General features: G+C 70.9%; 26 protein-coding genes. 15 read left to right on the top strand and 11 right to left on the bottom strand.

Annotated elements, in window-relative coordinates; translation table 11 throughout:
- Positions 1 to 183 precede the first annotated feature (183 nt).
- Entirely contained in the window at positions 184 to 618 is a 435-nt protein-coding gene (locus OV090_RS37905; protein ID WP_267709613.1) for a YciI family protein, read from the top strand.
- Positions 619 to 837: 219 nt separating this feature from the next.
- On the opposite strand, the gene OV090_RS37900 is transcribed toward OV090_RS37905, so the two are convergent.
- Positions 838 to 1506: a hypothetical protein gene (locus OV090_RS37900; protein ID WP_267709612.1), complete on the bottom strand. Its 669-nt coding sequence runs from the start codon at positions 1504 to 1506 to the stop codon at positions 838 to 840.
- A 208-nt stretch (positions 1507 to 1714) separates the two neighbouring features.
- Here OV090_RS37900 and OV090_RS37895 point away from each other — a divergent pair, with 208 nt between their 5' ends.
- The 6 genes from OV090_RS37895 to OV090_RS37870 all read left to right on the top strand — a co-directional run bounded on the left by OV090_RS37895 (position 1715) and on the right by OV090_RS37870 (position 7575).
- Positions 1715 to 2731: a rhomboid family intramembrane serine protease gene (locus OV090_RS37895; protein WP_267709611.1), complete on the top strand. Its 1017-nt coding sequence runs from the start codon at positions 1715 to 1717 to the stop codon at positions 2729 to 2731.
- Positions 2732 to 2976: 245 nt separating this feature from the next.
- Positions 2977 to 3942 (top strand): hypothetical protein, encoded by a 966-nt coding sequence (locus OV090_RS37890; RefSeq protein WP_267709610.1) that lies wholly within the window; start codon positions 2977 to 2979, stop codon positions 3940 to 3942.
- 108 nt (positions 3943 to 4050) lie between these two features.
- Complete coding sequence (locus tag OV090_RS37885; RefSeq protein WP_267709609.1) at positions 4051 to 4863, top strand: hypothetical protein; 813 nt, start codon at positions 4051 to 4053, stop codon at positions 4861 to 4863.
- Positions 4864 to 4969: 106 nt separating this feature from the next.
- Positions 4970 to 6175: a hypothetical protein gene (locus OV090_RS37880; protein WP_267709608.1), complete on the top strand. Its 1206-nt coding sequence runs from the start codon at positions 4970 to 4972 to the stop codon at positions 6173 to 6175.
- 33 nt (positions 6176 to 6208) lie between these two features.
- Positions 6209 to 6772, top strand: coding sequence for a sigma-70 family RNA polymerase sigma factor (locus OV090_RS37875; protein ID WP_267709607.1), 564 nt, complete (start codon positions 6209 to 6211; stop codon positions 6770 to 6772).
- The gene (locus OV090_RS37870; protein WP_267709606.1) at positions 6769 to 7575 is read left to right on the top strand and encodes a hypothetical protein; all 807 of its coding nucleotides are present in this window, start codon (positions 6769 to 6771) and stop codon (positions 7573 to 7575) included. Before OV090_RS37875 ends, OV090_RS37870 begins: the two co-directional genes overlap by 4 nt.
- Positions 7576 to 7659: 84 nt before the next feature.
- Here the strand turns inward: OV090_RS37870 and OV090_RS37865 are convergent, their stop codons facing one another.
- The 3 genes from OV090_RS37865 to OV090_RS37855 all read right to left on the bottom strand — a co-directional run bounded on the left by OV090_RS37865 (position 7660) and on the right by OV090_RS37855 (position 10462).
- Positions 7660 to 8019 (bottom strand): hypothetical protein, encoded by a 360-nt coding sequence (locus OV090_RS37865; protein WP_267709605.1) that lies wholly within the window; start codon positions 8017 to 8019, stop codon positions 7660 to 7662.
- A gap of 142 nt (positions 8020 to 8161) precedes the next feature.
- Positions 8162 to 8713, bottom strand: coding sequence for an NAD(P)H-dependent oxidoreductase (locus OV090_RS37860; protein WP_267709604.1), 552 nt, complete (start codon positions 8711 to 8713; stop codon positions 8162 to 8164).
- A 330-nt stretch (positions 8714 to 9043) separates the two neighbouring features.
- Entirely contained in the window at positions 9044 to 10462 is a 1419-nt protein-coding gene (locus tag OV090_RS37855) for a hypothetical protein (RefSeq protein ID WP_267709603.1), read from the bottom strand.
- Between the two features lie 238 nt (positions 10463 to 10700).
- Here OV090_RS37855 and OV090_RS37850 point away from each other — a divergent pair, with 238 nt between their 5' ends.
- The 3 genes from OV090_RS37850 (at position 10701) to OV090_RS37840 (ending at position 12788) form a co-directional block, all read left to right on the top strand.
- On the top strand, positions 10701 to 11915 hold the full coding sequence (locus OV090_RS37850) for a 2-dehydropantoate 2-reductase N-terminal domain-containing protein (protein ID WP_267709602.1): 1215 nt from the start codon (positions 10701 to 10703) through the stop codon (positions 11913 to 11915).
- Between the two features lie 84 nt (positions 11916 to 11999).
- A complete protein-coding gene (locus tag OV090_RS37845; protein WP_267709601.1) occupies positions 12000 to 12404 on the top strand; it encodes a hypothetical protein in 405 nt (134 codons plus the stop codon).
- 45 nt (positions 12405 to 12449) lie between these two features.
- Complete coding sequence (locus tag OV090_RS37840; protein ID WP_267709600.1) at positions 12450 to 12788, top strand: hypothetical protein; 339 nt, start codon at positions 12450 to 12452, stop codon at positions 12786 to 12788.
- A 63-nt stretch (positions 12789 to 12851) separates the two neighbouring features.
- On the opposite strand, the gene OV090_RS37835 is transcribed toward OV090_RS37840, so the two are convergent.
- Complete coding sequence (locus tag OV090_RS37835) at positions 12852 to 15098, bottom strand: hypothetical protein (RefSeq protein WP_267709599.1); 2247 nt, start codon at positions 15096 to 15098, stop codon at positions 12852 to 12854.
- Positions 15099 to 15377: 279 nt separating this feature from the next.
- Positions 15378 to 16772: an alpha/beta fold hydrolase gene (locus OV090_RS37830; protein WP_267709598.1), complete on the bottom strand. Its 1395-nt coding sequence runs from the start codon at positions 16770 to 16772 to the stop codon at positions 15378 to 15380.
- 156 nt (positions 16773 to 16928) lie between these two features.
- Here OV090_RS37830 and OV090_RS37825 point away from each other — a divergent pair, with 156 nt between their 5' ends.
- Entirely contained in the window at positions 16929 to 17387 is a 459-nt protein-coding gene (locus OV090_RS37825; protein WP_267709597.1) for an Lrp/AsnC family transcriptional regulator, read from the top strand.
- A gap of 100 nt (positions 17388 to 17487) precedes the next feature.
- On the opposite strand, the gene OV090_RS37820 is transcribed toward OV090_RS37825, so the two are convergent.
- Positions 17488 to 18777 carry a hypothetical protein gene (locus tag OV090_RS37820; RefSeq protein WP_267709596.1) on the bottom strand — a complete coding sequence of 430 codons (1290 nt, stop codon included), beginning with the start codon at positions 18775 to 18777 and terminating at the stop codon, positions 17488 to 17490.
- 393 nt (positions 18778 to 19170) lie between these two features.
- Here OV090_RS37820 and OV090_RS37815 point away from each other — a divergent pair, with 393 nt between their 5' ends.
- Both OV090_RS37815 and OV090_RS37810 read left to right on the top strand, forming a co-directional pair.
- Complete coding sequence (locus OV090_RS37815) at positions 19171 to 19758, top strand: hypothetical protein (protein WP_267709595.1); 588 nt, start codon at positions 19171 to 19173, stop codon at positions 19756 to 19758.
- Positions 19759 to 19869: 111 nt separating this feature from the next.
- Positions 19870 to 20424 carry an isochorismatase family cysteine hydrolase gene (locus OV090_RS37810; protein ID WP_267709594.1) on the top strand — a complete coding sequence of 185 codons (555 nt, stop codon included), beginning with the start codon at positions 19870 to 19872 and terminating at the stop codon, positions 20422 to 20424.
- Between the two features lie 18 nt (positions 20425 to 20442).
- Here OV090_RS37810 and OV090_RS37805 read toward each other — a convergent pair whose 3' ends face one another.
- Entirely contained in the window at positions 20443 to 20643 is a 201-nt protein-coding gene (locus tag OV090_RS37805; protein ID WP_267709593.1) for a hypothetical protein, read from the bottom strand.
- A gap of 796 nt (positions 20644 to 21439) precedes the next feature.
- Between OV090_RS37805 and OV090_RS37800 the strand changes: the two genes are divergently transcribed.
- Positions 21440 to 21655, top strand: a complete 216-nt coding sequence (locus OV090_RS37800; protein ID WP_267709592.1) for a hypothetical protein — start codon at positions 21440 to 21442, stop codon at positions 21653 to 21655.
- 13 nt (positions 21656 to 21668) lie between these two features.
- Here the strand turns inward: OV090_RS37800 and OV090_RS37795 are convergent, their stop codons facing one another.
- Together OV090_RS37795 and dbpA are read right to left on the bottom strand one after the other, a co-directional pair.
- Positions 21669 to 21911 (bottom strand): VF530 family protein, encoded by a 243-nt coding sequence (locus tag OV090_RS37795; RefSeq protein WP_267709591.1) that lies wholly within the window; start codon positions 21909 to 21911, stop codon positions 21669 to 21671.
- Positions 21908 to 23332, bottom strand: a complete 1425-nt coding sequence (gene dbpA, locus OV090_RS37790) for an ATP-dependent RNA helicase DbpA (RefSeq protein WP_267709590.1) — start codon at positions 23330 to 23332, stop codon at positions 21908 to 21910. Before dbpA ends, OV090_RS37795 begins: the two co-directional genes overlap by 4 nt.
- Positions 23333 to 24147: 815 nt before the next feature.
- Between dbpA and OV090_RS37785 the strand changes: the two genes are divergently transcribed.
- A complete protein-coding gene (locus tag OV090_RS37785; protein ID WP_267709589.1) occupies positions 24148 to 24906 on the top strand; it encodes a lysophospholipid acyltransferase family protein in 759 nt (252 codons plus the stop codon).
- Positions 24907 to 25031: 125 nt separating this feature from the next.
- Here the strand turns inward: OV090_RS37785 and OV090_RS37780 are convergent, their stop codons facing one another.
- Positions 25032 to 25277 carry a hypothetical protein gene (locus OV090_RS37780; protein ID WP_267709588.1) on the bottom strand — a complete coding sequence of 82 codons (246 nt, stop codon included), beginning with the start codon at positions 25275 to 25277 and terminating at the stop codon, positions 25032 to 25034.
- Positions 25278 to 25384 lie beyond the last annotated feature (107 nt).

The raw sequence follows: 25384 nt of genomic DNA, 5'->3' as shown, positions 1-25384 counted from the left end.
GTCGGGGGGCACCGGGCCGTTCCCGGCGCGAAAAGTCGAAGTCGTTGTTTTCGCAGGGAAAATTTCACAGGAGCCGGAGCCCCGAAAAAAAAGTTCGGCGCGTGTCGATCGGGCCGGGCGCCGTTCGTCGCGTGTATGAACCAACCACCGGCGCGCGGCGCCGCAGCGAAAGGGACAAAGGCGATGAAGGTCATGGTGATCGTGAAGGCCACGAAGAACAGCGAAGCGGGCGTGATGCCGAGCGAGGCGATGATGGCCGAGATGGGCAAGTTCAACGAGGAGCTGGTCAAAGCGGGGGTGATGCTCGCGGGCGACGGCCTCCACCCGAGCGTGAAGGGCAAGCGGATCCAGTTCTCGGGCAGCAAGCGCACGGTCGTCGACGGTCCGTTCGCCGAGACGAAGGAGCTGATCGCCGGCTACTGGATCTGGCAGGTCCGGTCGATGGACGAGGCGGTCGAGTGGGCGCGCCGCTGCCCCGACCCGATGCCGAACGAGGAGTCCGAGCTCGAGATCCGCCCGATCTTCGAGGCAGAGGACTTCGGCGCCGAGTTCACGCCGGAGCTCCGCGCGCAGGAAGACCGCCTCCGCGCCGAGCTCGAGCAGCGGCAGAAGGCGTAGGCGAGCCCGCCTGGGCGTGTGTTCCATGGGACATGTCGTTACAGACATGTCCACTTAGTCATGTCGTTCGAGGCGCTCGTTGCCGCGGGTCAGCGCAGGATGTAGCGCAGGAGCGGCAGCAGCGCCCTTGGCGGCGCTGGCCGGGCGTCGAGCAGCGCGCAGCAGGCAGTGAGCGCGCCGTGAGGACGAGAGTCGGCGGAGCTCGGCGCTCCGGCGGCGCTACGGGGGGCACGCCAGCGGGCCGGCGGCGCAGGCCGGCTCGGGCTCGACCGGGTCGAGGAGGCAGCGCCACAGCGCGAGGGCGTCGCCGTCGATACAGTCGGCGAAGTACTCGGGCGGACGAAGCACCCGCAGGCGCTCGTGTACGTGGCACGACTTCGGTTCGGGCTCGATCGCCTCGCAGCTCCCGCGATCGCTGCGCGCGACCACGAGCTCGCCGACGATCTCGAGACCGAACACGTACGGGATCTCGGAGCCGATGACCGGCATGAACAAGAATTGCCCGGGGGTGCGGTCGCGCAGCGCGGTGGCGAGGCAGCGGGCGCGCTCGAGGTCGGTCTCGACGGAGGTCGGCGACGACAGGTCGTCCGCGAGCTCGGGGCCGTCGAGCTGGAAGACGATCGGGTCGTCGCCGGGACACAGCTCGAGGCCGCCGCAGGTCAGCGCCAGATCGACGCCGGGCCATAGGTCGCCGGGATGGATGTCTTCGAGGCAGGCGGCCTCGGTCATCATGTCGACGGCGCCGGTCGTCGGGGTGCTCGTGGTAGTGGTCGCCGGTTCGCTCGTGCTCGTGCTCGTGCTCGTGCTCGTCGACTGCGAGTCGGTGTCGCCGGGCTCCTGCTTGGGGGCGCAGGCGAGGGTGAGCAGGAGCGGGAGCCAGGCACGCATGGCTGCAGCTTGGCACGCGCGAGAGCTGGCCGACAAGAGTTCGGGGGTTCACGATTTTTGCGGGGCGAATCGCGGGCCGCCGGGCATGGGGCGCTTCGTCGGCCGATTCGCGGCACGCGATCGGCCCACCCGCGGAGAGGTTCCCGGCGCGGCGGCGAAGCGGGTGCGATTGCCGGCGTCGACGCGGGTGGGTATGGTCGCCCGGCCGATGCGCAAGCTGACCGAGCTGACGAGCGAGGGCGACGCAGGACGTCTGGTCGACGCGTTGCTGGTGGCGGGGATCGACAGCGAGGTCCGCACGCGCGAGCCGTGGGAGGTGTGGGTGCTCGACGACGACGACCTCGCGCGTGCGCGGCAGGTCGCAGGGCAGTTCACGCCGGGCGCTGCTGGGTCGGACGTCGCTAGCGCGGCCGCGGCGATCCGCGAGCAGCGAGAGCGCCGGCAGTCGCGGGCCGGCCGGCGCATGGTCCAGGTGGCGGATCAATGGCGCGACGGGCCGGCGCAGGGGGTCGGCCCGGTCACTCTGTTTCTGGTGATCGGCTCGGTGCTGGTCGCGCTGTACAGCGACTTCGGTGATCCGCTGACGATGACGATCCAGAACCTGAGCATCGAGCCGTGGGACTCGCCCGATTTTTTAAAAAGGGTGCGAGAGGGCGAGGTGTGGCGGCTGGTCACGCCGATGCTGATCCACTTCGGTCCGCTCCATCTCATCTTCAACATGATGTGGACGTGGCAGCTCGGGCGGCAGGTCGAGCACAACCACGGCTCGCTGGCGCTGATCGGCCTGGTGCTGCTGAGCGAGGTCCCGGGCGGGATCGGACAGTACCTCGTCACCGGGCCGAGCTTCGGCGGGATGTCGGGGGTGGTCTACGGTCTGTTCGGCTTCGTGTGGATGCAGGCGCGCTACGCCCCCCGGCGCGGCTACCACCTGGACGACCGCTCTGCAGTGTTGATGATGCTGTGGTTCGTGGCCTGCGGGACCGGGCTGCTCGGATCGATCGCCAACATCGGCCACGCGGGGGGGCTTGTCGCGGGGCTGCTGGCGGGCGTGCCGGTCTACGTCGGGCACCTGCGCGACCGCGTCGACGCGCCAGAGTTCACCGACGGCAGCTGGGCCAGTGAGAACATTCGCGGGGCTCGCCGGGTGGTCCGGCAATTCGTGACGCCGTACGTGCCGCTGTGGTTCTTGCTGATCGCGGCCGGGGTGCTGCTGTTCGAGCGTTGACGGCCGTGGCGCGGGTGTCTGATGGGGCATGTTTGAAAAGACATGCCCATGTTCGCGGCAGTCGGGCCTCGAGCGCGGTGCACGCCTCACCGGGCCGCGCGCGCGATCGCCCGCGGAAAAAAAAGACGGGGCGAGAAAAAATTTCGATGGATCGACGCGGGCGGCAGGACTCAAGGACCGTGACGACCGGCAGCGACCTGCCGCGCGCCGCGCTCCCCCGAACCTTTCGACCTACGAGGTGTACCTTGCGTCTTCTTATCGCCTATCCCCTGAGCTTGATGTTCCTTGCGCTGTCGCCGGCTTGCCTCGACAAGCACTCCCTCGGTGAATGGACCGACACCGCCGGTGAGTCCTCCGACAGCTCGAGCGAGCCGTCCGACAGCACGGGCGAGCCACCCGACAGCACGGGCGAGCCGTCCGACAGCACGGGCAAGCCGCCCGACAGCACGGGCGAGCCGTCCGACACCACCAGCGGTGACACGACGGACGAGCCGTCGACCACCACCGAGGGCGTCGACGACTGCTCCCAATACGCGGACGAAGCCTCGTGCGTGGCGGCCGGCTGCCAGTTCGCCGGCGGCCAGGCGATCGAGGTCGACGCGGACGGCTGCCACTGGAGCGAGGGCGAGTTCGGCTTCTGCGCCAGCGAGATCGGCGGCAGCGAAGCGCCGGCGCTCCACTGCGACCCCAACGGGGTGCCGGTGGTGTTCCCCTTCGATCCGTTCAACCTCCCCGCGGACTGGGGCGCGTGCGACTGCGAGGTCCAGGGCCTGGCGCTCGGGTGCTACGACTTCGCGATCAACGTCGGACAGGCCGCGTGCGGGTCGCTGGCTGCCCATTGCGACGCGCTCACCGACGAGGCGAGCTGCGATCAGTTCCAGGGCTCTCCGGGGCTCAACGGCTGCCTGTGGGTGGAGACGACGCACGAGGTCGCGGCCGAGCCCGTGTGCAACGCCGAGCCGCCGGTGGGTCGCTGCATTCCGGTGTATCTGCGCACCGACCTCGGTTGCCTGGACCTGAACCCGCCGGACTCGTGCGACCCGGTCGACGCGGTGAAGACCCCGTACTGGGGGCGAGTGAGCGACGACGTGCCGCCGAGCGTGGAGCTCGAGCTGCTCGACGACGTGCCGTGCGAGTTCGAGCCGCTCGGCTACCAGCAGTGCTGGGCCGAGGACAGCCCGGCGCTGTGCGACTGCGCGTGCGGTCCGTGACGCGAGCGGCGAGCGCCTCCGCCTGGGCATGGCAGGAGGCGCGTCGCGGGCCGCGTGGGCGTGCGCCCGCGAGTGTCGGGCGCCGCGGCGCGTGATACACCTGGCGCAGTGCATCCGCGGGTCCCTGCCGTCGCCGTCGCCGCGCTGCGCGGCCACGTCGAGCGCTTCCTCCGCGCCCACGGGGTCGCTTCGGAGACGACGCGCGAGGACGCGGAGGTCGATGTCGTCGATCTCGTCGGCATGCTGCTCGCCGGGCTGCGCCACGTCCGCGCCGCGTATCCGTGGCTCGGCCGTGGCGGCGCGATTGTGGAGCCATCCGAGCCCGAGCCGCCGGGCCTCCTGCCGGCGGTGGCGAGGGCCCTGCCGGGCCAGGACGCGCGGCTCACCGCGGAGGCGTGCATCGCGGCGCTGCGGCGGGCTTGGCCGCTGGAGATCGACGACGCGCCGTGCGGCCGCCGCAGCGCGCCGCCGGGGGTCTATCCATACATGTCCTTCGAGACAGACGATGCATTGCCCCGGGACGACCTCGCCGATCGCGTGTTCGGGGTGGTCGCCGACGAGGGCTGGCTGGCCGAGCCCGGGCGGCGTGACGCGGTCCTGGCCGCGGTGGTGCCCGCGAACGCCGAGCCGATCGGCTTCGAGGCGCTGGGCGACGTCCGGGCGCGCGCCCTGGCCTGCCACCTCCTCGGCGGCAGGCACGAGGCGGCCGCCGCGTTCGTGCGCCTGTTCGGCGCCGACACGCGGTGCTTCGGGCTGCGCGGGCAGGAGGGCGAGGACGGCGACCGCTTCGCGCACGGACACGCGTGGAGCTGCTACGACGCCGACGGCTACGGCAGCTGGGGCCGCACGCTCGTGCTCGTGGCGACCGACGGGCTGCGCGTCGCGTACCTCGAGGCGCTGTGGGACGTCTGCAGCGAGTGAGGGGAGCGGTCGCCTGCGCGACGACGAGGAGCGCGGCAGTGCGCCGAGCTGCGCGGCGGAGGCTCGTGATGGACAGCGCCTCGCGCCGACGATAAGAAGCGCGTCCGTGCCCGGCGCTCGCCTGCATCGTCTCGGCCCAGGCGCCTGTGGGGCGCTGGTGGCGGCGTTGTCGGCCGGGCCGGTCCACGCGAGCCCGGCGGCGGGGCAGGTGGCGTCGCAGCCGGCGCTGGCGTGGAGCGCCCCGCCCGGGTGCCCGCAGAGCGACGAGGTCCGCGCCTGGCTCGCGGGACATCTGGGGGCCGCGGCCGATCCGTCCGGCTACCCCGGGCTGACGAGCCAGGGGGTGCTCGAGCGCGAGGGGGCCGGCTGGCGCCTGCGCCTGGTGATCGCGCGCGACGGGAGCCGCGGAGAGAAGACGCTGCGCGGCCGCGACTGCGAGGAGCTGGCGCGCTCGGGGGCGCTGGCGCTGGCGATCGCCATCGAGAAGGCGCTGTCCGGCGCGGAGGCGGGGGCCGGACCGGAGCCGGAGGCGGGGCAGGTGCCCGCGCCGCCGGCAGCCGGGACGGTGCCGGAGCCCGCGCCGCCGGCCGCGACGGTGCCGGAGCCCGCGCCGCCGGCCGCGACGGTCCCGGCGGGCCCGCAGATCCCAGCGCCGCCGCCGTCCGAGCCGGCGCTCGCGCGCGAAGACGCGCCCCGCGAGAGCGACATCGCGCCGGCGTCGGTGGAACCCGCCGAGCCGCTCGCGCCTCCGCGCCCGCGGGTGGCGGTCGGGCACGCGCTGCGCCTGGCGGTCGGGCTCGAGGCCGGGGTGCTGCCGGGCGCCGGGGCCGGGCTGCTGGGCGGTTACGCGCTGCGCCTGCCCGGGGTGCGGGTCGAGCTGACGGGGAGCTGGTGGCCGGGGCGGCGGCGCGCATACGCGGAGCCGGCGGGAGTGGGCGCGGCCGCGCAGATCGGGGCGGCGGCGCTGCGGGTGTGCCCGACGCCGCGCCTGCGCCGGGCGGGCAAGACGGGCGCGGGGCTCGTCGAGCTGCCGCTGTGCGCGGGGGTGGAGCTCGGCGCGTTGGTGGTGCGCGGCTCGGGGTTCACGGGCGCGCGCACGGTGCGGACGCTGTGGGCGGCGGTCGAGGTGCAGCCCGGGGCGGTCTGGCGGTTCTCGCGGCGGACCGCGCTGTGGGGCAGCGTGGCGCTGGTGGTGCCGCTCACCCGCGACTCGTTCGCGGTCGAGCCGCTGCCAGAGCTGATCCGGACCGGCGTCGTCGGCTTCCGGGCGGCGGTGGGGCTCGAGGTCCACCTCGGCCGCGAGAAAAACTGACGGATCGGTCGCCGCCGCCGGACGAAGGAGTCGATGCCCGCCGCCCGCCCGCAGTCCGCCGCGCCGCCCGCCCCGGGCGCGCCGACCCGCGAGGCGGTGGCGGCGCTGTACCGCGCGCACGCGCGCGAGCTGTGGCGCGCGCTGGGACGCCTGGGGGTCCAGCCGGCGGCGGTCGAGGACGCGCTGCACGAGCTGTTCATCGTGGTGCAGCGGCGCCTGCCGGAGTTCGAGCACCGCGCGGCGATCCGGACCTGGCTGTACGCGATCGCGGTGCGGATCGCCCGCAAGTCCCGCGACCGGGCGCGCCGCCACAGCTTCGACCCGGAGCCCGTCGAGTGGCCGAGCCACGACCGCGGGCCCGACCAGGTGCTGCTCGACGCGGAGGCGCTGCGCATGCTCGACTCGCTGCTGGCCGAGCTCGACGAGGACAAGCGCGAGGTGTTCGTGCTCCACGAAGTGGAGGAGCTGTCGGCGCCGCAGATCGCGGCGATCCTCGAGGTCAATGTCAACACCGTGTATTCGCGGCTGCGCGAGGCGAAGCGGGCGTTCGCCAAGGCGCACGCGCGTCGGCGGCTGCTGGGGAAGGATGTTCGATGAGCCAGGAACAAGAGGACATCCAGCGATTGATTCATCAGGCCCGCCGCGTCGCGCCGGACGAGCAGGCGCTCGCGCGCGTGTGGCAGCGCCTGCAAGCGCCGCCGCCCGCGGGACCCGACGACGGCGGGGCCGAGGTGCCCGACCCGGAGGCGCTGGCGAACGCGACGCAGGCGCTGGCCGGCAAGGCGGCGACGGCGGCGAGCCTCAAGGCGATCGCGGCGGTGGTGGTGGTCGGGGCGGCGGTGGTCGGCGGGCGCTGGTTGACGCGCCCCGAGCCGAGCGCTCCCGCGGCGGTGGTGGCGCGACCGGAGGCGCCGCGCGAGCCGGCGGTGATCGAGGCTCCGAGCCCGGAGACGTCGACTGCGATCGAGGCGTCGCCGCCGAGCGAGCCGTCGCCGACGAAGCAGGCGGGGCGGCGGAGCGGGACTGCGGGGAGCAGCGGGACGGCGGAGAGCGGCGGCGTCGCGGGGAGCAGTGGGGATGCAGCGAGCGCGGAGGAGGGTCCGGGCGCCGAGCGGCGCTTGCTCGAGGCGGCTCAGGCGGCATTGCAGCGCGGGGCGCCGGCGGCGGCGCTGGCGAGCCTGGACGAGCACGCGCGCCGCTTCGCTCGCGGCCTGCTGGCCGACGAGCGCGAGGTGCTGCGCGTGCTGGTGCTGTGCGCCGAGCAGCGGCCGGACGAGGCCGAGGCGGTCGCTCAGGCGCTGCTGCGCGGCGGGCCGGGGCTGTTCCTGCCGCGGCTGCGCGGGTCGTGCGTGGGCGAGCGGCTGGTGCCGGTGCAGCGGCCGAAGAGCAAGGGCGAGTGATTCGCGTGGAGCCTCCGCGCCGCCGGTCGCCGCTCGTCGGCCCAGCAAGGGCGCAGCGGAGCGTTCACTGCGTGACTTCGAGGCTCACCGGGACGAGGTGAACGGCTTCAGAAGCGCGGTCAAGGCGGACTGGGCCACATGACCCCAGAACAGGGTACTCGCGCGCGCAGGCCCGCTCGAAGAGGTTGCTGACTGCGGCGCGGAGCTCTGGCGAATCATGGCGCGCATGGCCTGCGTAACCTTGGCGAACTCCGAGTCGCTGGCCCTTCCGTCTTTCACCTCGGCGAGGCGGCACTGACGAAACCCGATGAAGGCTTCGCACTCGGTGTAGATCTCCGGGTGGGCCGTCCTGGCGCTGACCCTTGGTTCGCGCGGTGTCCATGTCCCGACGGGGATCGGCGTACACCCGGTCGCCAGGGCCAGGAAGAGGGCGAGCCGTCGCATTGCCCACATCCTAACAGGCTGACCCAGCAGCGTCGATGAGCCATAGCGCTCCCGCATGGCTCTATCGAACGAAGGCTCCGCCGAGAAATGGCGCGTTCGTGGCTCGCAGCCTCTTCGGGGCGGTGCATCGCGGCGGAGGGGCTCACTTCGCGTGGTGGCGGATCCACGCGACGTACTTGTCCACCCACCCCTGCAAGAACTTTCGGCTGTCGGGGCCGATGTCGCCCGCTTCGTCGAACAGGCCCTCTTTGGCCTGCACGAACGCCTCCGGCTGACCGAGAGTCGGCATGTCGAGATAGGCGAGGACGCCGCGGAGGTGCTGCTGGGCGATGGCGGTGCCGATGGCCCCGACCGACACGCCGATCACCCCCGCGGGCTTGCCGGCGAACGCGCTCTGGCCATACGGCCGGGAGGCGTGGTCGATCGCGTTCTTCAGCACGCCCGGGATCGAGCGGTTGTACTCGGGGGTGACGAACAGCAGGCCGGTCGCGGCCTGGATCTCCGCCTTGAGCCGCTTCGTCGGCGCCGGCTGATCGGCGTCGTCGTCCTGGTCGTAAAGCGGCAGGTCGCCGATCTCGAGCTGCTTGAACGTGAACTCCTGCGGCGCGAGCCGGGCGAGGGCGGTCGCCAGCTTGCGATTGAACGACTCCCGGCGCAGGCTGCCGACGATGACCGCGATGTTGTATCGGCTCATGGAAGAACTCCGTGCTCGAGAAAGAGCGAGGAGCTCTTACCACCCTTCGCCGGGTGCGCAACCGCGGGAAGTCGCCCCGTCGAGGCGACCTCGTTGCGCCCGCAGGGACCGCGAGAACGCCGAGCCGCCGCGACCGACCGCTGCGTCGATCGAGGGCGTCGCGTCGAAGGCGCGACGCGAGCAGGGGACGGGTAGGACCCCGATGTGTGCGGTATCGGGATCGAGCGAGGTGCGCTGCGTGCGAATGGCTGCCGACAATGAGTGCTGTCATTTTGTCGGCGGAGCGCCTCGGCGAGAGGCGCTCCTCGTGCTGATGCGACGGTGTCGCGCTCAGGGGATCTCGATGCCGAGGTTCGTCTCGAGGAAGGCGGACAGCGCGGCGCGATCGGCCTCCGAGAGCGACGAGAACATGGCGAGGTGATTGCCGTCGCTGACGTCGAAGCGGAGGTTGCCGCTCATCGGCGCCGGGGTGACCGCGCCGGCGGCCCACGGGTCGTGCTCGGAGTAGACGAAGGCGATGCCGTCACCGAGGCGGGCGAACTCCTCGAGCGAGCTGTTCTCGGCGGCGTCGAACTCCGGCACTGTCACGCCGTCGGGCACGAGCCCGCGCTCCATGTCGACGAGGTCGGCGGGGATGAGGCCCTCGGCGACGAGCTCGGCGCGCGGCAAGGCCGGCCAGCCGCTGCTCCGCTGCACCTCGTAGAAGTAGGCGCCGAAGAACGCCAGGTACGCGTCGGACATCGGGTAGGTGCCGAAGATGCTGGTGACGCCGTAGAACGCGGAGGTCAGCTCCTCCGCCGTGGCGATCGCCGGGTCGGGCAGACCGGCGCAGTCGTCGGGGGTGCCGAAGTACTGCCAGAACAGCCACGGGTAGGAGAGCGCGGCGGCCTCGAAGGCGCGCGCAGGCTCGACGCGGTCGAAGGTGTCGCCGAAGTCGTCGGCGACGGAGGCCATCACCGCGGGCTCGACTGCCGCGCGCTGGGTGCCGAGAGCGGCGCGCTGGATGGCCTCGAGGCGGTCCTGGCACGTGGCGTCGACGGTGTCGAAGAAGGCCAGGAAGCGCGCGTCCTCGGGCACCATGAAGGGCGCGCCGAAGGCGACGGTGGCGTCGACGTCGTCGGGGTAGTGCTGGCGGAAGCTCACCATGTCGACGCCGCCGTTGCTGAGGCCCGAGCCGAGCCACGCGCCGGTATAAAGGTCGCGCAGGCGCACGACGACGTCGTGGGCGTCGTCGGCGACCTGCTTGCGCGTGAAGTGGGCGTAGTCGTCGCCGTTGCCATTGTGGAAGCGCTTGTCCAAGATGAGCTGGTTGCCGCCGAGGAGGGTGGTCAGCTCGTCCTCCGTGAACCCGAGGTAATTGCTGTAGCCCGTGGAGATCAGGTTCATGGGCAGGTCGAAGCTGCGGTGGATGAGCGTGAGGTGCTGCTCGTGGGTGCCCGACTGCGCGTCCTGATGATCGTTCTTCTGCAGGAGCGTGAGATCGTAGAGCTCGGCGCCGTCGTCGCTGGTGCCGGCCGGGCTGACGATGAAGCCGGCCGCCTCGAGCGCCGCGGTCACGCTGACGCACCGCTGCGCCTGGCCGTCGCCGTCGACGCAGGCGTCGCAGGCAGAGTTGTCGACGCCGGTGCCGGGTTCGGCCGAGCCGGCGCCGTCGCAGTCCGGATCGGGCGCACCGCAGCCGCAGTCGCAGCCGTCGGCGGCGTCGAAGCGCGCGGCGTCGCAGGTCCACTCCGGCGGCGGATTGGTCACGGGGGTCCCACCGGGCGTGTCGCAGCCGGAGGCGAAGGAGAGGAGAAGCAGCGGTGCCGACAATGCAATCGATTTCATGGGAATGAGTCTTTCGCTAAGGAGTTCGGGGCAGGAGAGCTCCGCCCGCGCACGCGGCGGGACGGAGACGAGCGGGGAGCGACGTGGGGCCGCAGGCAGCCCCTTCGCTTCAGGAGCCCCCAGAAGACGGCGGCGGGACGACCTGTCCTGCTCCTGCGGCGTGTCGTTCGGTTGTCATGCGGATGGCGGGTACCGTACCCGAGCCCACATCATGTGCCAGTCGCGTTTGTGCCACTGGGGCTCGCAAATCTGCGAGGGTTCGGTCGCCGCGCCGAGCTGTTTTCCACGCTGGGAAGAGGCCGCGCCGTATCGGCGGCGCCGCGCGTGTTCGTGCGCGTCATCGTCCGTGCTGCTCACGGAAGATCGACACCCGCGAGACCGCCGGGAGGTGCCAGGTCGGTCGGTACGTCACGCCCGCCGCGAGCGCGACGACGTCCCGCGCGGTCTCGATCTCGGCGCTCTGCGCTCTGTCGAGAGTCCCGCTGTCAGGTGGACCGTGCACGTGTGCTATGCGCAGCCCATGAAGATCGCCATCCTCGGTCCCGGAGGGATCGGCAGCACCTTCGCCTTCCAGCTCGCACGCGCAGGCCATGATGTCACCGTCATCGCCCGCGGTGCCCGCCTCGCCCATCTCGAGCGCGAGCAGGCGATCGTCAAAAAAAACGGAGAGCGCGCAGCAGTCCGCGTCCAGGGCGCCCTCGATCCCGCGACCGAGTGGGACCTCGTGCTGGTCACCGTGCTGGCGTCCCAGGTCGACGCAGTGCTGCCGGCGCTCGCCGCCAGCGCGGCGCGGACCATTATGTTCATGTTCAACACGTTCGAGCCGCTCGACCGCTTGCGCGACGCAGTCGGCCCCGAGCGCGCCGCTTTCGGCTTCCCGGCGATCCTTGCCTGGCTCGACGACGGCGTGTTGACGACGCGCATCGTCACTCGCGGCCCGCTGCTCACCCCCGTCTCGGATCCCGCCTGGGCCCGGGTCTTCACCGCCGCAGGCATTCCGACGGTGGTCGAGCCCGACATGCAGGGCTGGCTGCGCACCCACGCGGCCTTCGTCGTGCCCGGCATGATCGCCAGCGTGCGAGCCCACGAGCGCCGCGCCGGCATCTCCTGGTCCGAGGCGATGGCGCTCGCCCGCGCGTCCGACGAGGGGTTCCGCCTGGTGCGCCAACTCGGCGACGCCATCGTCCCCGCCGCGATGGTCACTTACAGCCGCGTGCCCACCGTAGCGACCGCCGCGCTGCTGTGGGCGATGAGCCGGAGCCCGTCGATTCGTCGCACCGGCGCCGCCGGTCCCGGCGAGTCGCGCACCCTGATCGACATGATGAGCGCGGTGGCCCCCGACCACACCCGAGCCCTGCTCGCGGTGCGCCCGTAGGCGCCGCGCGGGTGCTACTTTCTCGCGGGTGCTACTTTCTCGCGGGTGCTACCTTCTCGCGGGTATCCTGGTCAGGAAACCCCGATGTTCCGCGCCCTGGTGTTCGTCGCTGTCTTCCTTCTCGCCTGTACCGATCGTCCTGTCGAACAGGAGACGGACTCGGGGAACTCGAGCTCCACCACGGGCGCGCCGGAGCAGGAGATCTTGCAGCGGCGCTGCGATCTGCTGATCGAGTGTGGATACGGGCCGAGCTATCCGACGGTAAACGCCTGCGTTCTCGATCAGGAGATGCGGCTGTCGCACTGGGAGACGCCCGAGTGCGCCCCCGCCTTGCTCGACTTCTTCGCCTGCGGCAACAAGGCCGACTCCTGCGAGGCGTACTGGGTGCTCCACTCCCTCGTCGAGAACATCAATGGCGAGTGCAGGCCCGTGAAGGACGAGGTCTGTCGATGGGACTGCGGGTGCGTGGGGACCGACCACGACTCGTAGAGGAGGCATGGCTTTCTCGCCGCCTCGCGTGATAGGTTGGGCCCGATGCAGCCTCCCCACGCCGCGACTTCGGTGTTGTACGAGCCCGCCGGTGACACCCTGCGCATCCGCTCGAGCGAGGTGCGCTCGCCGGCGCCGGCGATGCGCGACGTGTCCCTCGCGCTCGACGCCGCCGGCCATCTGGTCGCGGTCCGCTTCGAAGACGGGCCGGCGCGACCGCCGATAGCCGTGGGCCCGCCGTCGGCGGTGGCGTCGTGGGTCGGGGCGCGCGTGCTGGCGATGGAGAGCGGGGAGCTCCTGATCACGATGGCCGCGAAGCGGGTCCGCGGCCACGAGCGCAACCCCTATGTGCCGTGGGGCGTGTATCCCGGCCCGCCCACCTAGTGTGGACAATGAGGCCCGAGAGGTCGATGGCGCCGCGGATCGCCGCGACGCGACGCGGCTGAGTTACTCGGCGCCGGCGCGGGCCAGCTCGCGCAGGCGGAAGCTGTCCCACGGCAGCGCGTGCTTGGGGAAGATCTCGCCGTGATTGACGAAGCCGGGGTGCGCGTCGACGAGGTCGGCGGCGATCCGCAGCGCCTTGCGGTGCAGCGGTGAGAGCTCCTGGTCGGCGCCCGCGGGGAACAGGGTGGCGAACAGGATGTCGAGGTCGGTGGCCTGATCGAGGGAGCCGCGCGTCGGCAGGCGATCGAGCATGGCGTCGATGTGCTCGAGTCGCACTTCGGGAGGAATCGCGCGCATCAACATCGAAGGGATGTCGTCGCCGAGGAAGCCGATCACGGGGCGCCACGCGGCGAACAGCCGGTCCTGCTCCGCGGGGTGCAGGATGTAGTGGACGAGCAGGGCGTCGACTGCGGGGTCGCGGGGGGCGTCCTCGCTGCCGGTCAGGCGGACGAGCAGGCCGAGGATGACCTTGAGGCCGGGGTCCGGCTCGCCGTCGAAGACCCGACGCAGGTGCAGGACCGTCTCGGCCCGCTGCGCCTCCGCCAGGTCGCGGCAGGCAGCGAGAGCGCACGCCGCGAAGGCGCGGGTCTCGAGCGAGGCTCCGGCGTCGTCGAGGCGCGCGCGCAAGGCCTCGGGCTCGCCGAGCAGGGCCAGCAGATGCATCACCGCGCGACCGTCGGCGTCGTCCGCGGTCCGCACGAAGGCGGCGAGCTCGGGCAGCACCGCCCGCGCGGCCGCGACGACGTCGGCGAAGCGCCGCTCGTCCTCGTGCGCGAGGGCCGGCAAGCTGACGATGTCGGCGAGGTTCTTGAGCACGCGGCGGCGGGGCGCCTCTCCGGTCACGAGGGGCAGGAGTCGCGCCAGGGTCTCGGCGACCGCGTAGGTGGCCGCGAAGACGCAGTCCTGCTGCTCGATCCGGCCCCACAGCAGCTCGTGCGCCCGCTGGGCCGCAGCGGCGTCGTCGCCCAGCAAGGTGACGAGCAACTTGTCGATCGCGGGACCATCGCCCACGGCGCGGATCTTGGCCCACTTGACGCGTTTCAGAGTCGGGGCGAGCGCGTCGGGGATCGGCTGCGCCGCCAGCAACTCGGCGAAGCGGTGCTCGTCGAGGGCGGCGAGGAACCGCTCGGTCACCACCTGCCAGTCGCGCTGGGTCCGGTCGGCCTCGTAGTGGGCGAAGCCGGGCAAAAGTCGGCTCCAATTGCCGTACTTGTTGCGGTCGGCCTCGTCGTCGATCGGCAAGGCCTGGGGCGCGCCGCCGAGGTGGAGGCGCAGCTCGCCCTTGCCGTCCCCGAGCGACCGGTAGTCCACCAGGAGGCCGCCGTCTTCGCCGTAGTACGCGACCTTCTGCGGCGGCACCGCGGGCGCGTCGCTGTCCCAGATGGCCTCGAACACCAGCTGGCCGTCGTCGTAGCGGCGGACGTGGCCGGCGCTCACTTTCTCCATGCGCACGGAGTAGCGGCGGACGCCGTGTTCGTCGTAGAGCGTCTCCTCGCGGTCCTGGTCGCCGTCGCGGTAGATCGTGCTCGAGCGCAGGACCGGCTCGCCGCCGCTCTGCCGGCGGAAGAAGCTCTGCACCCGCTCGGCGCCGCGCTGCTCGAGGAGGCTCCACAGCGCGCCGCTCTTGTACTGCTCGCGGCGCAGCGGCTTCTCGGCGCCGGCGTCGTCGTATTGCTGGCGCTCCTGCAGGACGCCGTTGCGATCCCAGACGGCGTAAGCGCCACGGCGGCGGGCGTTGTCGAGCGAGCGCGACTGCGACACCCACAGGCGATCGCCGCTGGTGAGGAAGGCGTTGTCGGGCAGGCCCTCGGGGATCGGCGGGAACGGGGCGCCGCCCTGGGTGATGCGGGCGCCGGCAGCGTCGAACAGGCGCTCGTCGACGACCCAGCCGTCGTCGTCGATCGTCATCTCGTAGGCGCGAGCGGCCGGGGTGCCGCTGACGGGCCAGTGGCGGTGCTCGGGGCTGTCGCCCTCGATCCGGGTCCAGCGCGGGCGGCCGACCCAGAGGTCGCGCACCAGGTCTTTCGCGCCGCTCTGCGCGACGCTCCCGTCAGGGTGGAAGCGCCGGTAGGTCAGACGCGTGCGACCGTCGCCCCACGTCTCCTCGCACTCCTTGCTGCCGTCCGGACGCCAGTAAATCCATGCTCCGATCTTCCGGGCCTCGGGGTCGCGCTCGCCCAGCTCCCACAGCTGGTCGTTGTCGTCGAAGGTTGCGGTTTCCGGGACGGACGTGGGGCGGGGGGGCGACATGGCGGCGGTTCTAAACCGGCAGCAGGCGCCGCGACAAGCGCCGCGATCGCTACACGCGCGACCGCATCCCTCGCGGGGTTTCCCGAGCCGCATGCCTGCGCTCGCCACGAGCGGAACCCCCGGACGATCAGGCAAGAGGATCCGCGGGGCAAGACATGCGATGATGATGGCCTTCAGGACATGATCATTTCGACATGCTTGAAAGGGCATGTCGTGAGGGACATGGCCGTCATCCGCGCGAGGTGCCCGTGGATTGAACGATGAACCCTGCAGAGGTTCTCAGCGGCGCGCGGGCGGCGGGAACGCCGGCGTCACGAAGGTCGGTGCCGGCAGCGAGATCTCGGCGGGCAGCTTGGCGGTCGCGCCCGAGCGATAGAACTCGAGGATCGCGTCGAAGACCTCGGGTTGATGGCGGGTCATCCGGGTCAGCTGTTCGTGCACGGCGCGGTGCACGATCATGACGCGGCCGCGCGGGAAGTAGGGCGCGATCTGCAGCATGTTCTCGATCGGCGTCGAGGTGTCCCAGTCGCCGTTGACGAGCAGCACCGGGACCTCGCTCGGCGCCGGAGCGCGCAGCGCGTCGCCGAAGTCGGGGGTCGGCCAGGCCGGGCGCGAGCTCTCGTACGGTTCGAAGCTCCACGTGCCGAGGTAGTGCGTCGCCGGATCGTTGTGCAGGCGGTGTGATCGCGTCGCGCTGACGCCGAGCCCCGAATCGATCAGCGGCAGGATCACCGACGAGAACTTCGACCTGCGGCGGCGCGACAGCTCCTCCCGCGCCCACGCCTCGTAGTGGCCGTGATACAGCGACAGGATGAACGCCGGCCACGCGTCGGCGTCGTCGGGGAGCAGCGCATTTTGCAGGTCGGCGAGGCCGAGCACCACCGATTCGGTCTTGCCGGTCTCGGGGACGCGGACCTTCACGGTGACCGGAGCGCGGGCGAACCGGTCGCGGAGCTCGCGGACCGCGGCCATCAATCCGCCGGGCGGCAGGTACGGCTGCAGGTTCGGCGCGCGGTCGCCGTCGAAGGCGATCCGTTGCAGCGCGGCGAACAGGTACGACGGCATGTCGATGCCGTCGTCGAGCGGCTCGACGCCGTACAGCACGGCGCGCTCGACGATCTCCGGGTGCAGCCGCAGGACCGCGAAGCTCCACTGCGAGCCGAAGCTGCCGCCGAGCAGGTTGAGCTTGGCGTAGCCGAGGGCGCGGCGCAGCTCGGCGACGTCTTCGACGCACTCGCGCACGTGGTAGCCGGACAGATCGTGGTCCGGGTTGGCGGCGATCGCCGCGGCCGCGAAGGCGCGATAGGCCGCGCTCTCCGCCTCCACCGAGCTCGGGCGATCGAGCGGCGCGGGCACGGCATCGGGCACGCGCAGGGTGGTGCCGCGGCGCGAGAACCCGCGCTGATCGAGCACGATGACGTCCGCGACCGCGCTGTAGCGGCGGAAGTTCTCGAGCCGGCGGCGGGCGTTCTCGCCGGTCTCGGTGAACGCGTCGAGGTAGCTGTTGCCCGGCCCGCCGGGCAAGAACACGATCGGGGCGGCGCGGGTCGGTCGCGCGGCCCGCAGTCGCGCGAACCCGACGTCGATCACGCGGCTGTTCGGCGCAGCGCGATTCTCGAGCACGTGCAGGGTGCCGAGCTCGAACTGGACCTTCTCCCCGGCGGCCGTGGTCACCGCCGCGGGCTCGAGCGAGACCGTCCCGGCCCGGGGTGCCGGGGGCGAGGCCAGGGCGAGCAGACCGGCAAAAAGTCGGGAAACAAGCATCGAGGCCGAAGAATATTCTCGAACTACCGGATATTCTACCGAATAGAATTCGACACGGAGCCGGAGATGCCCACCCTCGACCGAATTGATCGCGCCCTGCTCGGCCTCCTGCAGAAGGATGCTCGGATCTCCAACAAGGAGCTGGCCGCGAACGTCGGCCTCGCGCCGTCGTCGTGCCTCGCCCGGGTGCGCCGGCTCGAGGCCGAGGGCGTGATCACGGGCTACCGCACCGAGCTCGCGCCGCGCTCGCTGGGCCTCGACCTGCAGGCTCTGATCGCGGTCCAGCTCCGCCTCCACGTCGGCGAGGCGTTCAACAGCATCGGCGATCACCTGCGCTCGTTGCCCGAGACTGTCGCAGTGTATTGCCTCGGCGGCGCGACCGACTTCCTGGTCCACGTCGCGTGCCGCGACACCGAGCACCTGCGCGTCCTCACGATCCGCTCGTTCACCAGCCGCCCCGAGGTGAGCCGGATCGAGACGTCTCTGGTGTTCTCCTTCTCGCGCTCGAGCCTGGCCGTCGAATGAGCGGGTCCGGACAGTGAGGTGACATCGACGTGGAGCGTCGAGGCCGTCAGTCCTGCCCGCATACGCAACAGGCCGAGCGCGATCGGGTGGACCTCGATTGCTATGGCGCGATGGTCAGGTCGGGCCGGAGTCGCAACAGGAACAGGTGATTGTCCGACGAGCCGGTCACCACGGCTCCGAGCAAGTCGACCGCGAGGGCACTGGTCGCGGTCAAATCGCTCCCGGACGGCGCATGCGTCGCGGTCACGCCCACCCCCGCGAGCCACGTGGCGACGAAGAACTTCGGGTCGGCGTCCGGTCCGATCTGGTGGGGCGGGGCAAACACGACGCCTCCCTCTTCGCGCCCCAGCCACGCGAACCCCGAGTCGGGCAGCGGTACCGGGTAATAGCCGATGCTATCCGCCGCGGAGCCGTAGCAGAGCGTCCGCGTCCGCACGTACTCGTCGCCGCTGGGCTCGAAGGTCACGAAGAGCGCGTCATAGCCGCCCTTCGGCAGCCCGTCCCCGTTCTCGCACTCTGGCCAGTCGGTCGCCGCGCCGACGAGCGCAAGGGACCCGTCGTGCCCACGCGCGATCCCCCCTCCGCGATCGAGCCCGGGGCCTCCGACCTGCTCGACGAAGTCCCACGGCGGCGGCGCGTTCGGCTCCCACAGGAGCGGGTCGAATCGAGCGATGAAGAGGTCGTGATCGGCCGCGACCATCTGCTTTCGCCCGAGGCTCAATGGACCATGGAACTCGCCGGACACGACCACTTGCCCGGCGTCGACCGTCGCCCCGGACAGCAACGCATGGTCACCGTTGCCGATGCACACATGGTCGATCTCGCCGGCGCCGTCGAGCGACGACCGGGCGACGAACAGCTCGAGGTGATTGAGTTCATCCACGCATGTACCGACGACGACGGCAAGATCGTCGACGAGCACCATCTCGGACACCACGACGACCCCAGAGTCCGCGAGGGTCTTGCACCACTGCGCGACCCCGTCGGCGGAGAGCTTGAGCATGAAGAGCGACGGCTCGTCGACCTCGCACATGACCCCGTCGACGGCGAAGTCATGATAGGTCCGGCCCGCGACGAACACGCTCCCGTCCGGGCCGAGCTGGAGCGTCGTCAAGCTCGCCTCCGTGGCCGCGTTGAGCTCGTCGACCGCGCCGAACGAGCGCGACCACTTCAAATTTCCGGCGCGATCCATCCGCACCACGAAGGCATCATCCAGCCCGGCCGGCTCGGGCAAGCCCAGCTTCGGCTCGGGGTCCCGATGCCGACCCGTGAGGACGATGTCCCCGCACTCGTCGAGCGCCACGCGGAGCCCCACCGTGTACTTCTCCTCACCGAGCAGCCGCCCCGAGCACGCGTCGTCGACGCACAGCATCTCGTCGCCGCACAGCACAGGGGGAGCATCGCCGCCCGTCGTCGCGCCGGTACTCCCTTCCGAGGTGCTCCCCGTCGACGAGAGGCCGGTGCTGTCCGCCGATGTGCTCTCCGTGCTCCCTCCTGGCGGTCCGCCCGTGCTCCCCGTGTCCGTGGGGCTCGTCGCGTCGCCCTGTCCGTCCGTCGTCGAAGCCCTGCTGGTCGGTGCGCTCGTCCCGGTGTGGGTCGACCCCGTCGACCCCGTCGCGCTCGTGGTCGTCCCCGCCGGCGCACACGAAACAAACACCAGCCCAAGCAAACATGTCTCTTTGTACATTTCTAATCCCCTCAGCTCGGCGTAGGCGAGGAGTCTAGCATGGTAGGAGTCCGGATCGCCCGCCGCTTGAGCCGCGCCGAGCGCATGCGCTGATTCGTGTGCTCGCAGGCGGCACATGCACAAACTCACCGGCCCGCCCGGCCGTCCCGTTCGCCGCTGCGGCTACCCTGGCTCCGCATGCACGACTTTGCTGCTCTGCTCGCGCTCCTCCTCGCCGCGTCGCTCTCCGCTTGCGCCGCCAAACAGAGCGTCGCGCCGGCGCCCGCCATGAGCGTAGCGCCGGAGCCCGGCATGAGCGGCGGGGAGCAGCGCGCGCTCGAAGCGGCCGTCGAGTTCACACCGACGGCGATCCACGGGGCCTTCCACAACAACACCGAATCGGACCTCGAGATCCGCACCTCGGTGCGGATCGTCGGCGACGACTGGAAAGACGCCGTGCCGCCGATCGCCGGTCCGATCGTCCCCGTCAGGGCGGGCGCTTCCAGTTCCCCGTGGTCGATCGCGCTGCCGCCCTTGCGCGACGGGTATCATGAGATCATGCTGCAGACGGTGCCGACCCATGGCGGGCCCGTCGAGGCCGACGTCAATGGCTACTTCCGGGTCGAGCGCGGCGTCACCACGGTGATCGACTTCGGAGAATGGTACAACGCGACCGGCGGCAGCCCGATCGCTCCATCTCCATGAGCGAGGAGCGGTCGGTGCCGGCGGGACGATGGTGCCGCCGAGACGCGCGACGGGTCGCCGCTTCGCTGCGATGCTGTTGACGGTGGGCCTCCGACTGGAGAAGCTCGCGCCGTGAGCAGCGCGCTGATCGTCGGTGACCTCCAGGCCGGGATTCTCGACAACTACCCGTTCACGAGGGCCGTGGTGCCGCCAGTGGCCGAACTGCTGCCGCGAGCCCGGGCGGCCGCCGTGCTGGTCGTGTTCGTGCGCACCGCGTTTCGGGCCAACGGCGCGGACCTGGCGGGTGAGGTCTTCGCGGCCTTCCATCGGGCCGGTGACTTCTTCCACGAGGGGTCGCCGGGGACGGAGGTCGCGCTCGAGGTCACCGCGGACGACGTCGTCGTGCTCAAGCGACGCACGAGCGCGTTCGCGGGGACCGATCTCGATCTGGTGCTGCGCGCCCGCGGCGTGGACTCGCTCGCGCTCACCGGAGTCGCGACGAGCGCCATGGTCGCGGCCACGCTGTACGACGCGTCGGACCGCGGCTACGGGCTGACCGTGCTCCGTGACGGATGCGCGGACCAGGACCCGGCGGTCCATGAGCTCCTCGTCGACACCGTCTTTCGCAGCAGGGGCGCGGAGATCCTCACGTGCGCGGAGTGGCCGGCGCGTGCCGCTCGCCGTTGAACGACCTCGCGGCCTGCGTCATCCACCGGCGAGCCGGCCGAGCCAGTTCGCGTAGCCGTCGCCGAGCCTGAAGGTGGCGACGACGACGACGTCGCCGTTGGGAGCGGCGGCGATGCGCCAGCCCTCGGCCTCGTTGGCCGGTCCGAAGACCTGCTCGAACGTCCACATACGGGTCGCGTCAGGGGCGTGGCGCGCGATCCACAGGTCCTTGCGTCGCAACGAGAGTCGGATTCGACCTCGACGCCGACGACCCAATCGCCAAGGCAGCCCAATCCACGGCGTTTCGAGCACCTGGCACACCTGCAGCCTGCACGATACGCGCGTGATTTGCCGCGAGCTCCCGGGCCCGACTTGCAATGCCGACCCGGCCGCGTCGTGCTCACGGCGGAGGTCGGCGCTGCGCTGGCCATTCGGCCAGCCGCTCGAGGTCGTCCTCGTCCTTCGCGGCGAGCGACAGCGCTACGCTGCACGTGTCCAGCGTATCGCACGTCGCCCTGGCGCGTGAGCGCCGTCGAGTCCCTCGCCGGCACCATCAGTCGACCGCTAGCGATCGTCGCCGAGTTTGCCTGTCTCGGAGGACAGGAGGCTGTGGAGACGACGATGCGCTCGCCGGTGGTGGCGCTAGCCCGAACGATTGGGGCCGATGGGACCGCGAGATGAATATTCAGGTCATCCCCTACGACGACCATGGCGACCTGCCAGCCGTCTTGCGCGAGCTCGGGAAGACGCCGCGAGACCCTGTTGCCGTTGCACCGCGACGACATCCCACCTGACATCCGTGACTGCTTCGAGCAGATCGACAGGGCCTTGGACATGCGGCGGGCGAAGGGGGACGAAGGCGATGCTTCAGCGTCAGCCGAGGCAATGGCCTCTGAAGAGGCAAGCAAGCGTGTGAGGGGATACCCAGACGGATCAGGAGGGGGTCAGTCTCTCTGTCTGTGCTGATTCGATTCGTGAAGAAGATCACCCGCTGCGGATGCCTTCGCGCACGCTGCAACGTGCTACTCACCGAGCCATGTCCGCCGATGTCTCGTACTTGCTGCTTGGGTTCACCACGTTGATGCTGCTGGGCTTTGGCTTGCAGATCGTCATCGTGCGCAAGCGTCGCGGCGAGTACATCGTCTACAAGCCGCTGCTGCTGCTGGCGCTGGTCGTGCTCTGGGGCCTCAGCCTGGCCTCCGTCGTGACCGGCAAGAGCATCTCCGAGCTCACCGGCGGCGTGATCGGGTAGCTCGAACGACTACCTACAATCCTTGCCGCCTGCGCTCGCGCTGGACGAAGAGATACAGGCTCTCGACCTTCTCTCGGGCCCAGGGGGTCTTGCGGAGGAACTTGAGGCTCGACGTCACGCTCGGCTCGCTGGTGAAGCAGCGGATCGAGATGCGCCGGCCGAGCTCTTCCCAGCCGAAGAATGCCACCAGGTCGTTGACCATGGCCTCGAGGGTGATGCCGTGCAGCGGATCTTTGGACTTCGGGCTCGTCGTCACTTCAGCACCCGGGCGCGAAACGACCGGCCCTTGATCTTGCCGGCGCGCAGCCCCTTCAATGCCAGCTCTGCGCGGTCGCTGCGGATTGCCACGTAGGTATGGCGGGCCAGGATGTCGATCTTGCCGACGACCTCGCCCGGGAGGCCGATGTCGCCGGTGAGCGCCCCGAGCAGGTCGCCGGCGCGCAGCTTGTCCTGTCGGCCGCCTTCGATGACGAGGGTCGTCATCGGCGGCCGCGTCGGCCTGTCGTCGTCGGGGCTGGGCAACGCTTCCCAGCGGAGCGGCGTCCCCTGCGCTCGCTCGAGCGCCGCGACCCGTTCGCGCTCGAACGGCGAGCAGAGCGCCAGCGCCCGCCCCTTGCGCCCCGCGCGGCCGGTGCGGCCGATCCTGTGCAGATGGACATCGGGATCGGTGGGCAGCTCCCACGAGACGACCATCGAGAGCTCCTGGATGTCGAGGCCGCGGGCCGCGACATCGGTCGCCACCAGCACGGCGCAGCTCTTGTTGGCGAAGCGCAACAGCACCTCGTCACGCTCGCGCTGTTCCAGCTCGCCGTGCAGCGCCAGCACCGAGAAGCCCCGCCTGGCGAGCTGGGCGCTGACCTCCCGGACATCGTTGCGGGTGTGGCAAAACACCAGCGCCGATTCGGGTCGGTGCTGCGACAGCAAGGCGGCGAGCGCGTCGAGCTTGCGAGCGGGCTCGACCGCGAAGAAGGTCTGCTCGATGTCGGCGCGGCTGACGACGTCGTCGACCGTGACGGTCACGGGATTGCGCTGCAGCCGGCGGCTCAGCGCCCTGATGTCCTCGGGATAGGTCGCCGAGAACAGCATCGTCTGCCGCGAGCTCGGGGCCTGTTCGACGATCGCGGTGATGGACTCCAGGAAGCCCATGTCGAGCATGCGATCGGCCTCGTCGAGCACCAGGACGCGCAGGCCGGACAGCTCGAGGTTGTCGCGCGCCAGGTGATCGAGGATCCGCCCCGGGGTGCCGACGACGATGTGGGGAGCCGCCTGCAGCGCCGGCTTCTGCGTCCGCACCGGCACGCCGCCGCACAGGGTCACCACCCTCAGGTTGGCGATGAACCGCGCGAGGCGCCGGAGGACGGTGCTGACCTGATCGGCGAGCTCCCGGGTCGGACAGAGCACGAGCGCCTGCACGCGGGCGAGGTCGACGTCGACGCAAGCCAGCAGGGCCAGGCCGAACGCCACGGTCTTGCCGCTGCCCGTGCTGGCCTGAGCGATCACATCCTTGCCTTCGAGCAGGCTCGGCAGCGCGTGCGCCTGGACCGGCGTCATGTGTGACAGGCCCAGCACCGCGAGCGCCTGGGCGAGCGGAGGCGCCAGCGAGAGCGCGGCGAAGGTCTCCTGCGGGCCCGGCGTGGCTGCCGATGGTTCAGGCGTTGTCGTCGTCGAGTCCGTCATGCCGGCCGCGGCGCCACATTCAGAGCGGAACCCGCTCCGCTGAGCCGGCGGGCACCCTAGCCCAGGGGGCACGCCCCCCGCAAGCCCGACGCGAGCCGTCGGCCGGCGCATCGCGCATCGCGCCCAGGTTCACGGTGCCCGGGTAGCTCTGGCGGTGGCCGTCCGGTGGCCAAAAAACAGGTCCGCCCGGGCCTCGTTCTCTGGCAGAGCAAGGAAGCAGTTCCCGCTCGCGTGTGCCAGCGCTCGAGCTTGCTGTTGGACTGGGGATAGCCGGGTGAGATCCGGACATGCGTCATGCCGGAAGTCGCGGGCGATGAACTGCGGGCCGTTGTCGGTGGCGATGCGAGGTCGAGCCTCGGGCACCCGCTCGCGGGCGCAGCAGGATGCACTCGACGTCGCGCGCGGTCATCGACTCGCGGAGATCCCAGCGGACAATGTCGCGGCTGTAGCCGCGATCGACCCCGGTGCGGCCGCGCATCCGAGCGTCGACGAGCTGTCCGGGGAACGCTCGCTACGCAGGGGGACGTCGATTCTTTGCGCATTGTCGTCGGAGGGATGCAGCTTTCGGGCGGCATCGGTCGGCGCGCTATGATCAATAGGTTCTCGCTGGCGAGCGCGCGGCGGTGGGCGGATAGGCTGCGCGAGGTTGGCCCCGGCGAGCGGCGCGATCCTCGGCGTCCTTCGGCGGGTCTGCATCTGTGCGGTGAATCGCGCGACGAGAACGGGTTCTCGCCGTTTTGCCGGGCATACTCTGGTAAAAGCACCGTTCAAGCCCGGACTTCAGGTTCGAGCTCACTTCGCTCCCTCAGGTGCCCATGTCCTTCCCAGCGCGGGTCATCCGCTATCTCACCTCGATCCTCGTCTGGACGCTCGGGTTTGCGTGGATGACGGGCGTCATCCTCTACCTCGTCGTCTTTGCGCTCGTGCGCGGCGGTGGGCCTCGGCTCAACCGCAAGGCGGCGCAGTTGATGTCGCACGTCACTCGCCTCGCTTACCCGCGCTTTCGCGTGATCCACGACCCCGGGTTCGACCCGACCCGCCCGAGCGTGTTCTGTCAGAACCATGTCAACTTCATGGACGCTCACGTGGCTTGCCGGGTCATCCCCGGGCCGTTCTGCGGGTTGATGCTGGCCTCGCACTTCAAGATCCCCGCCTATGGCTGGATCATGCGGATCACCAGCGGGATCCCCGTGCCCTCCGAGGCGGGCGGACGCACGGCCGCGCTGATGACCGCCGCCCGCGACCGCATGGCGCGCGGGATCTCGATCCTGGTGTTTCCCGAGGCCCACCGGACCCGTGACGGTCACGTCCAGCGGTTCAAGCAGGGCGTCTTCTTCATGGCCCGCGATGCCGGCGCGCCGGTGGTCCCGATCGCCGTCCACGGCGCCTACCAGGTCAATCGCAAGGGCACCTGGTTGTTCTCACGCGGGCCCGTGAGCGTGTGGATCGGGCCGCAGGTCGAGACCGCGGGCCTCGACGACGAGGCGCTGGCGGTCGTGATCGAGGAGATGCGCGCGGACATCCACGAGTTCGTCGAGACCGGCTTCCCCCGGGAGCGTCCTGCGAGCGCGTGAGCCCGCGCGTTTTCAGGAGCGGCGCGGACGACGGCGGGGTCAGCACTCGTGCGGATCGCGTCGTCGACCCGGGCGCTCGAACAAGGTGTTTTCTGGAACATGTCGTTATGGACATGTTCGAATGTTCAATCGCCGCCGGGGCAGCGCGTGCGATAGTCACGGACCAGCACGGCGAGGCCGTCGGCCTCAGGTTCGGCCTGCAAGCGCGCGAGGACGAGGCCCGCGCGCTCGGCGGGCGCGGCGACCCGCACCTCGGCGGCGAACGTGAAGGGCGCCGCGTCGCACGCGAGCTCGTCGCACACCTCGATCTCGGCGACGATCGCCTGCCCCTCGGCGGCCAGCGCCGCCGCGAGCTGGCGATCGCACGGCACGTCGGGGGCGGGGAAGTGGTGCAGCCCGTCGGCGACGTTGTACGACTCGCAGGCATCCGCCCCGAGACGGGGCCGAAACGGGCACGTCCAGGAATGCTCGAGCTCAT

Source organism: Nannocystis sp. RBIL2 (genome assembly GCF_026626745.1).
Classification (GTDB): Bacteria; Myxococcota_A; Polyangia; order Nannocystales; family Nannocystaceae; genus Nannocystis.
This window is presented reverse-complemented; position numbering and strand designations above follow the sequence as displayed.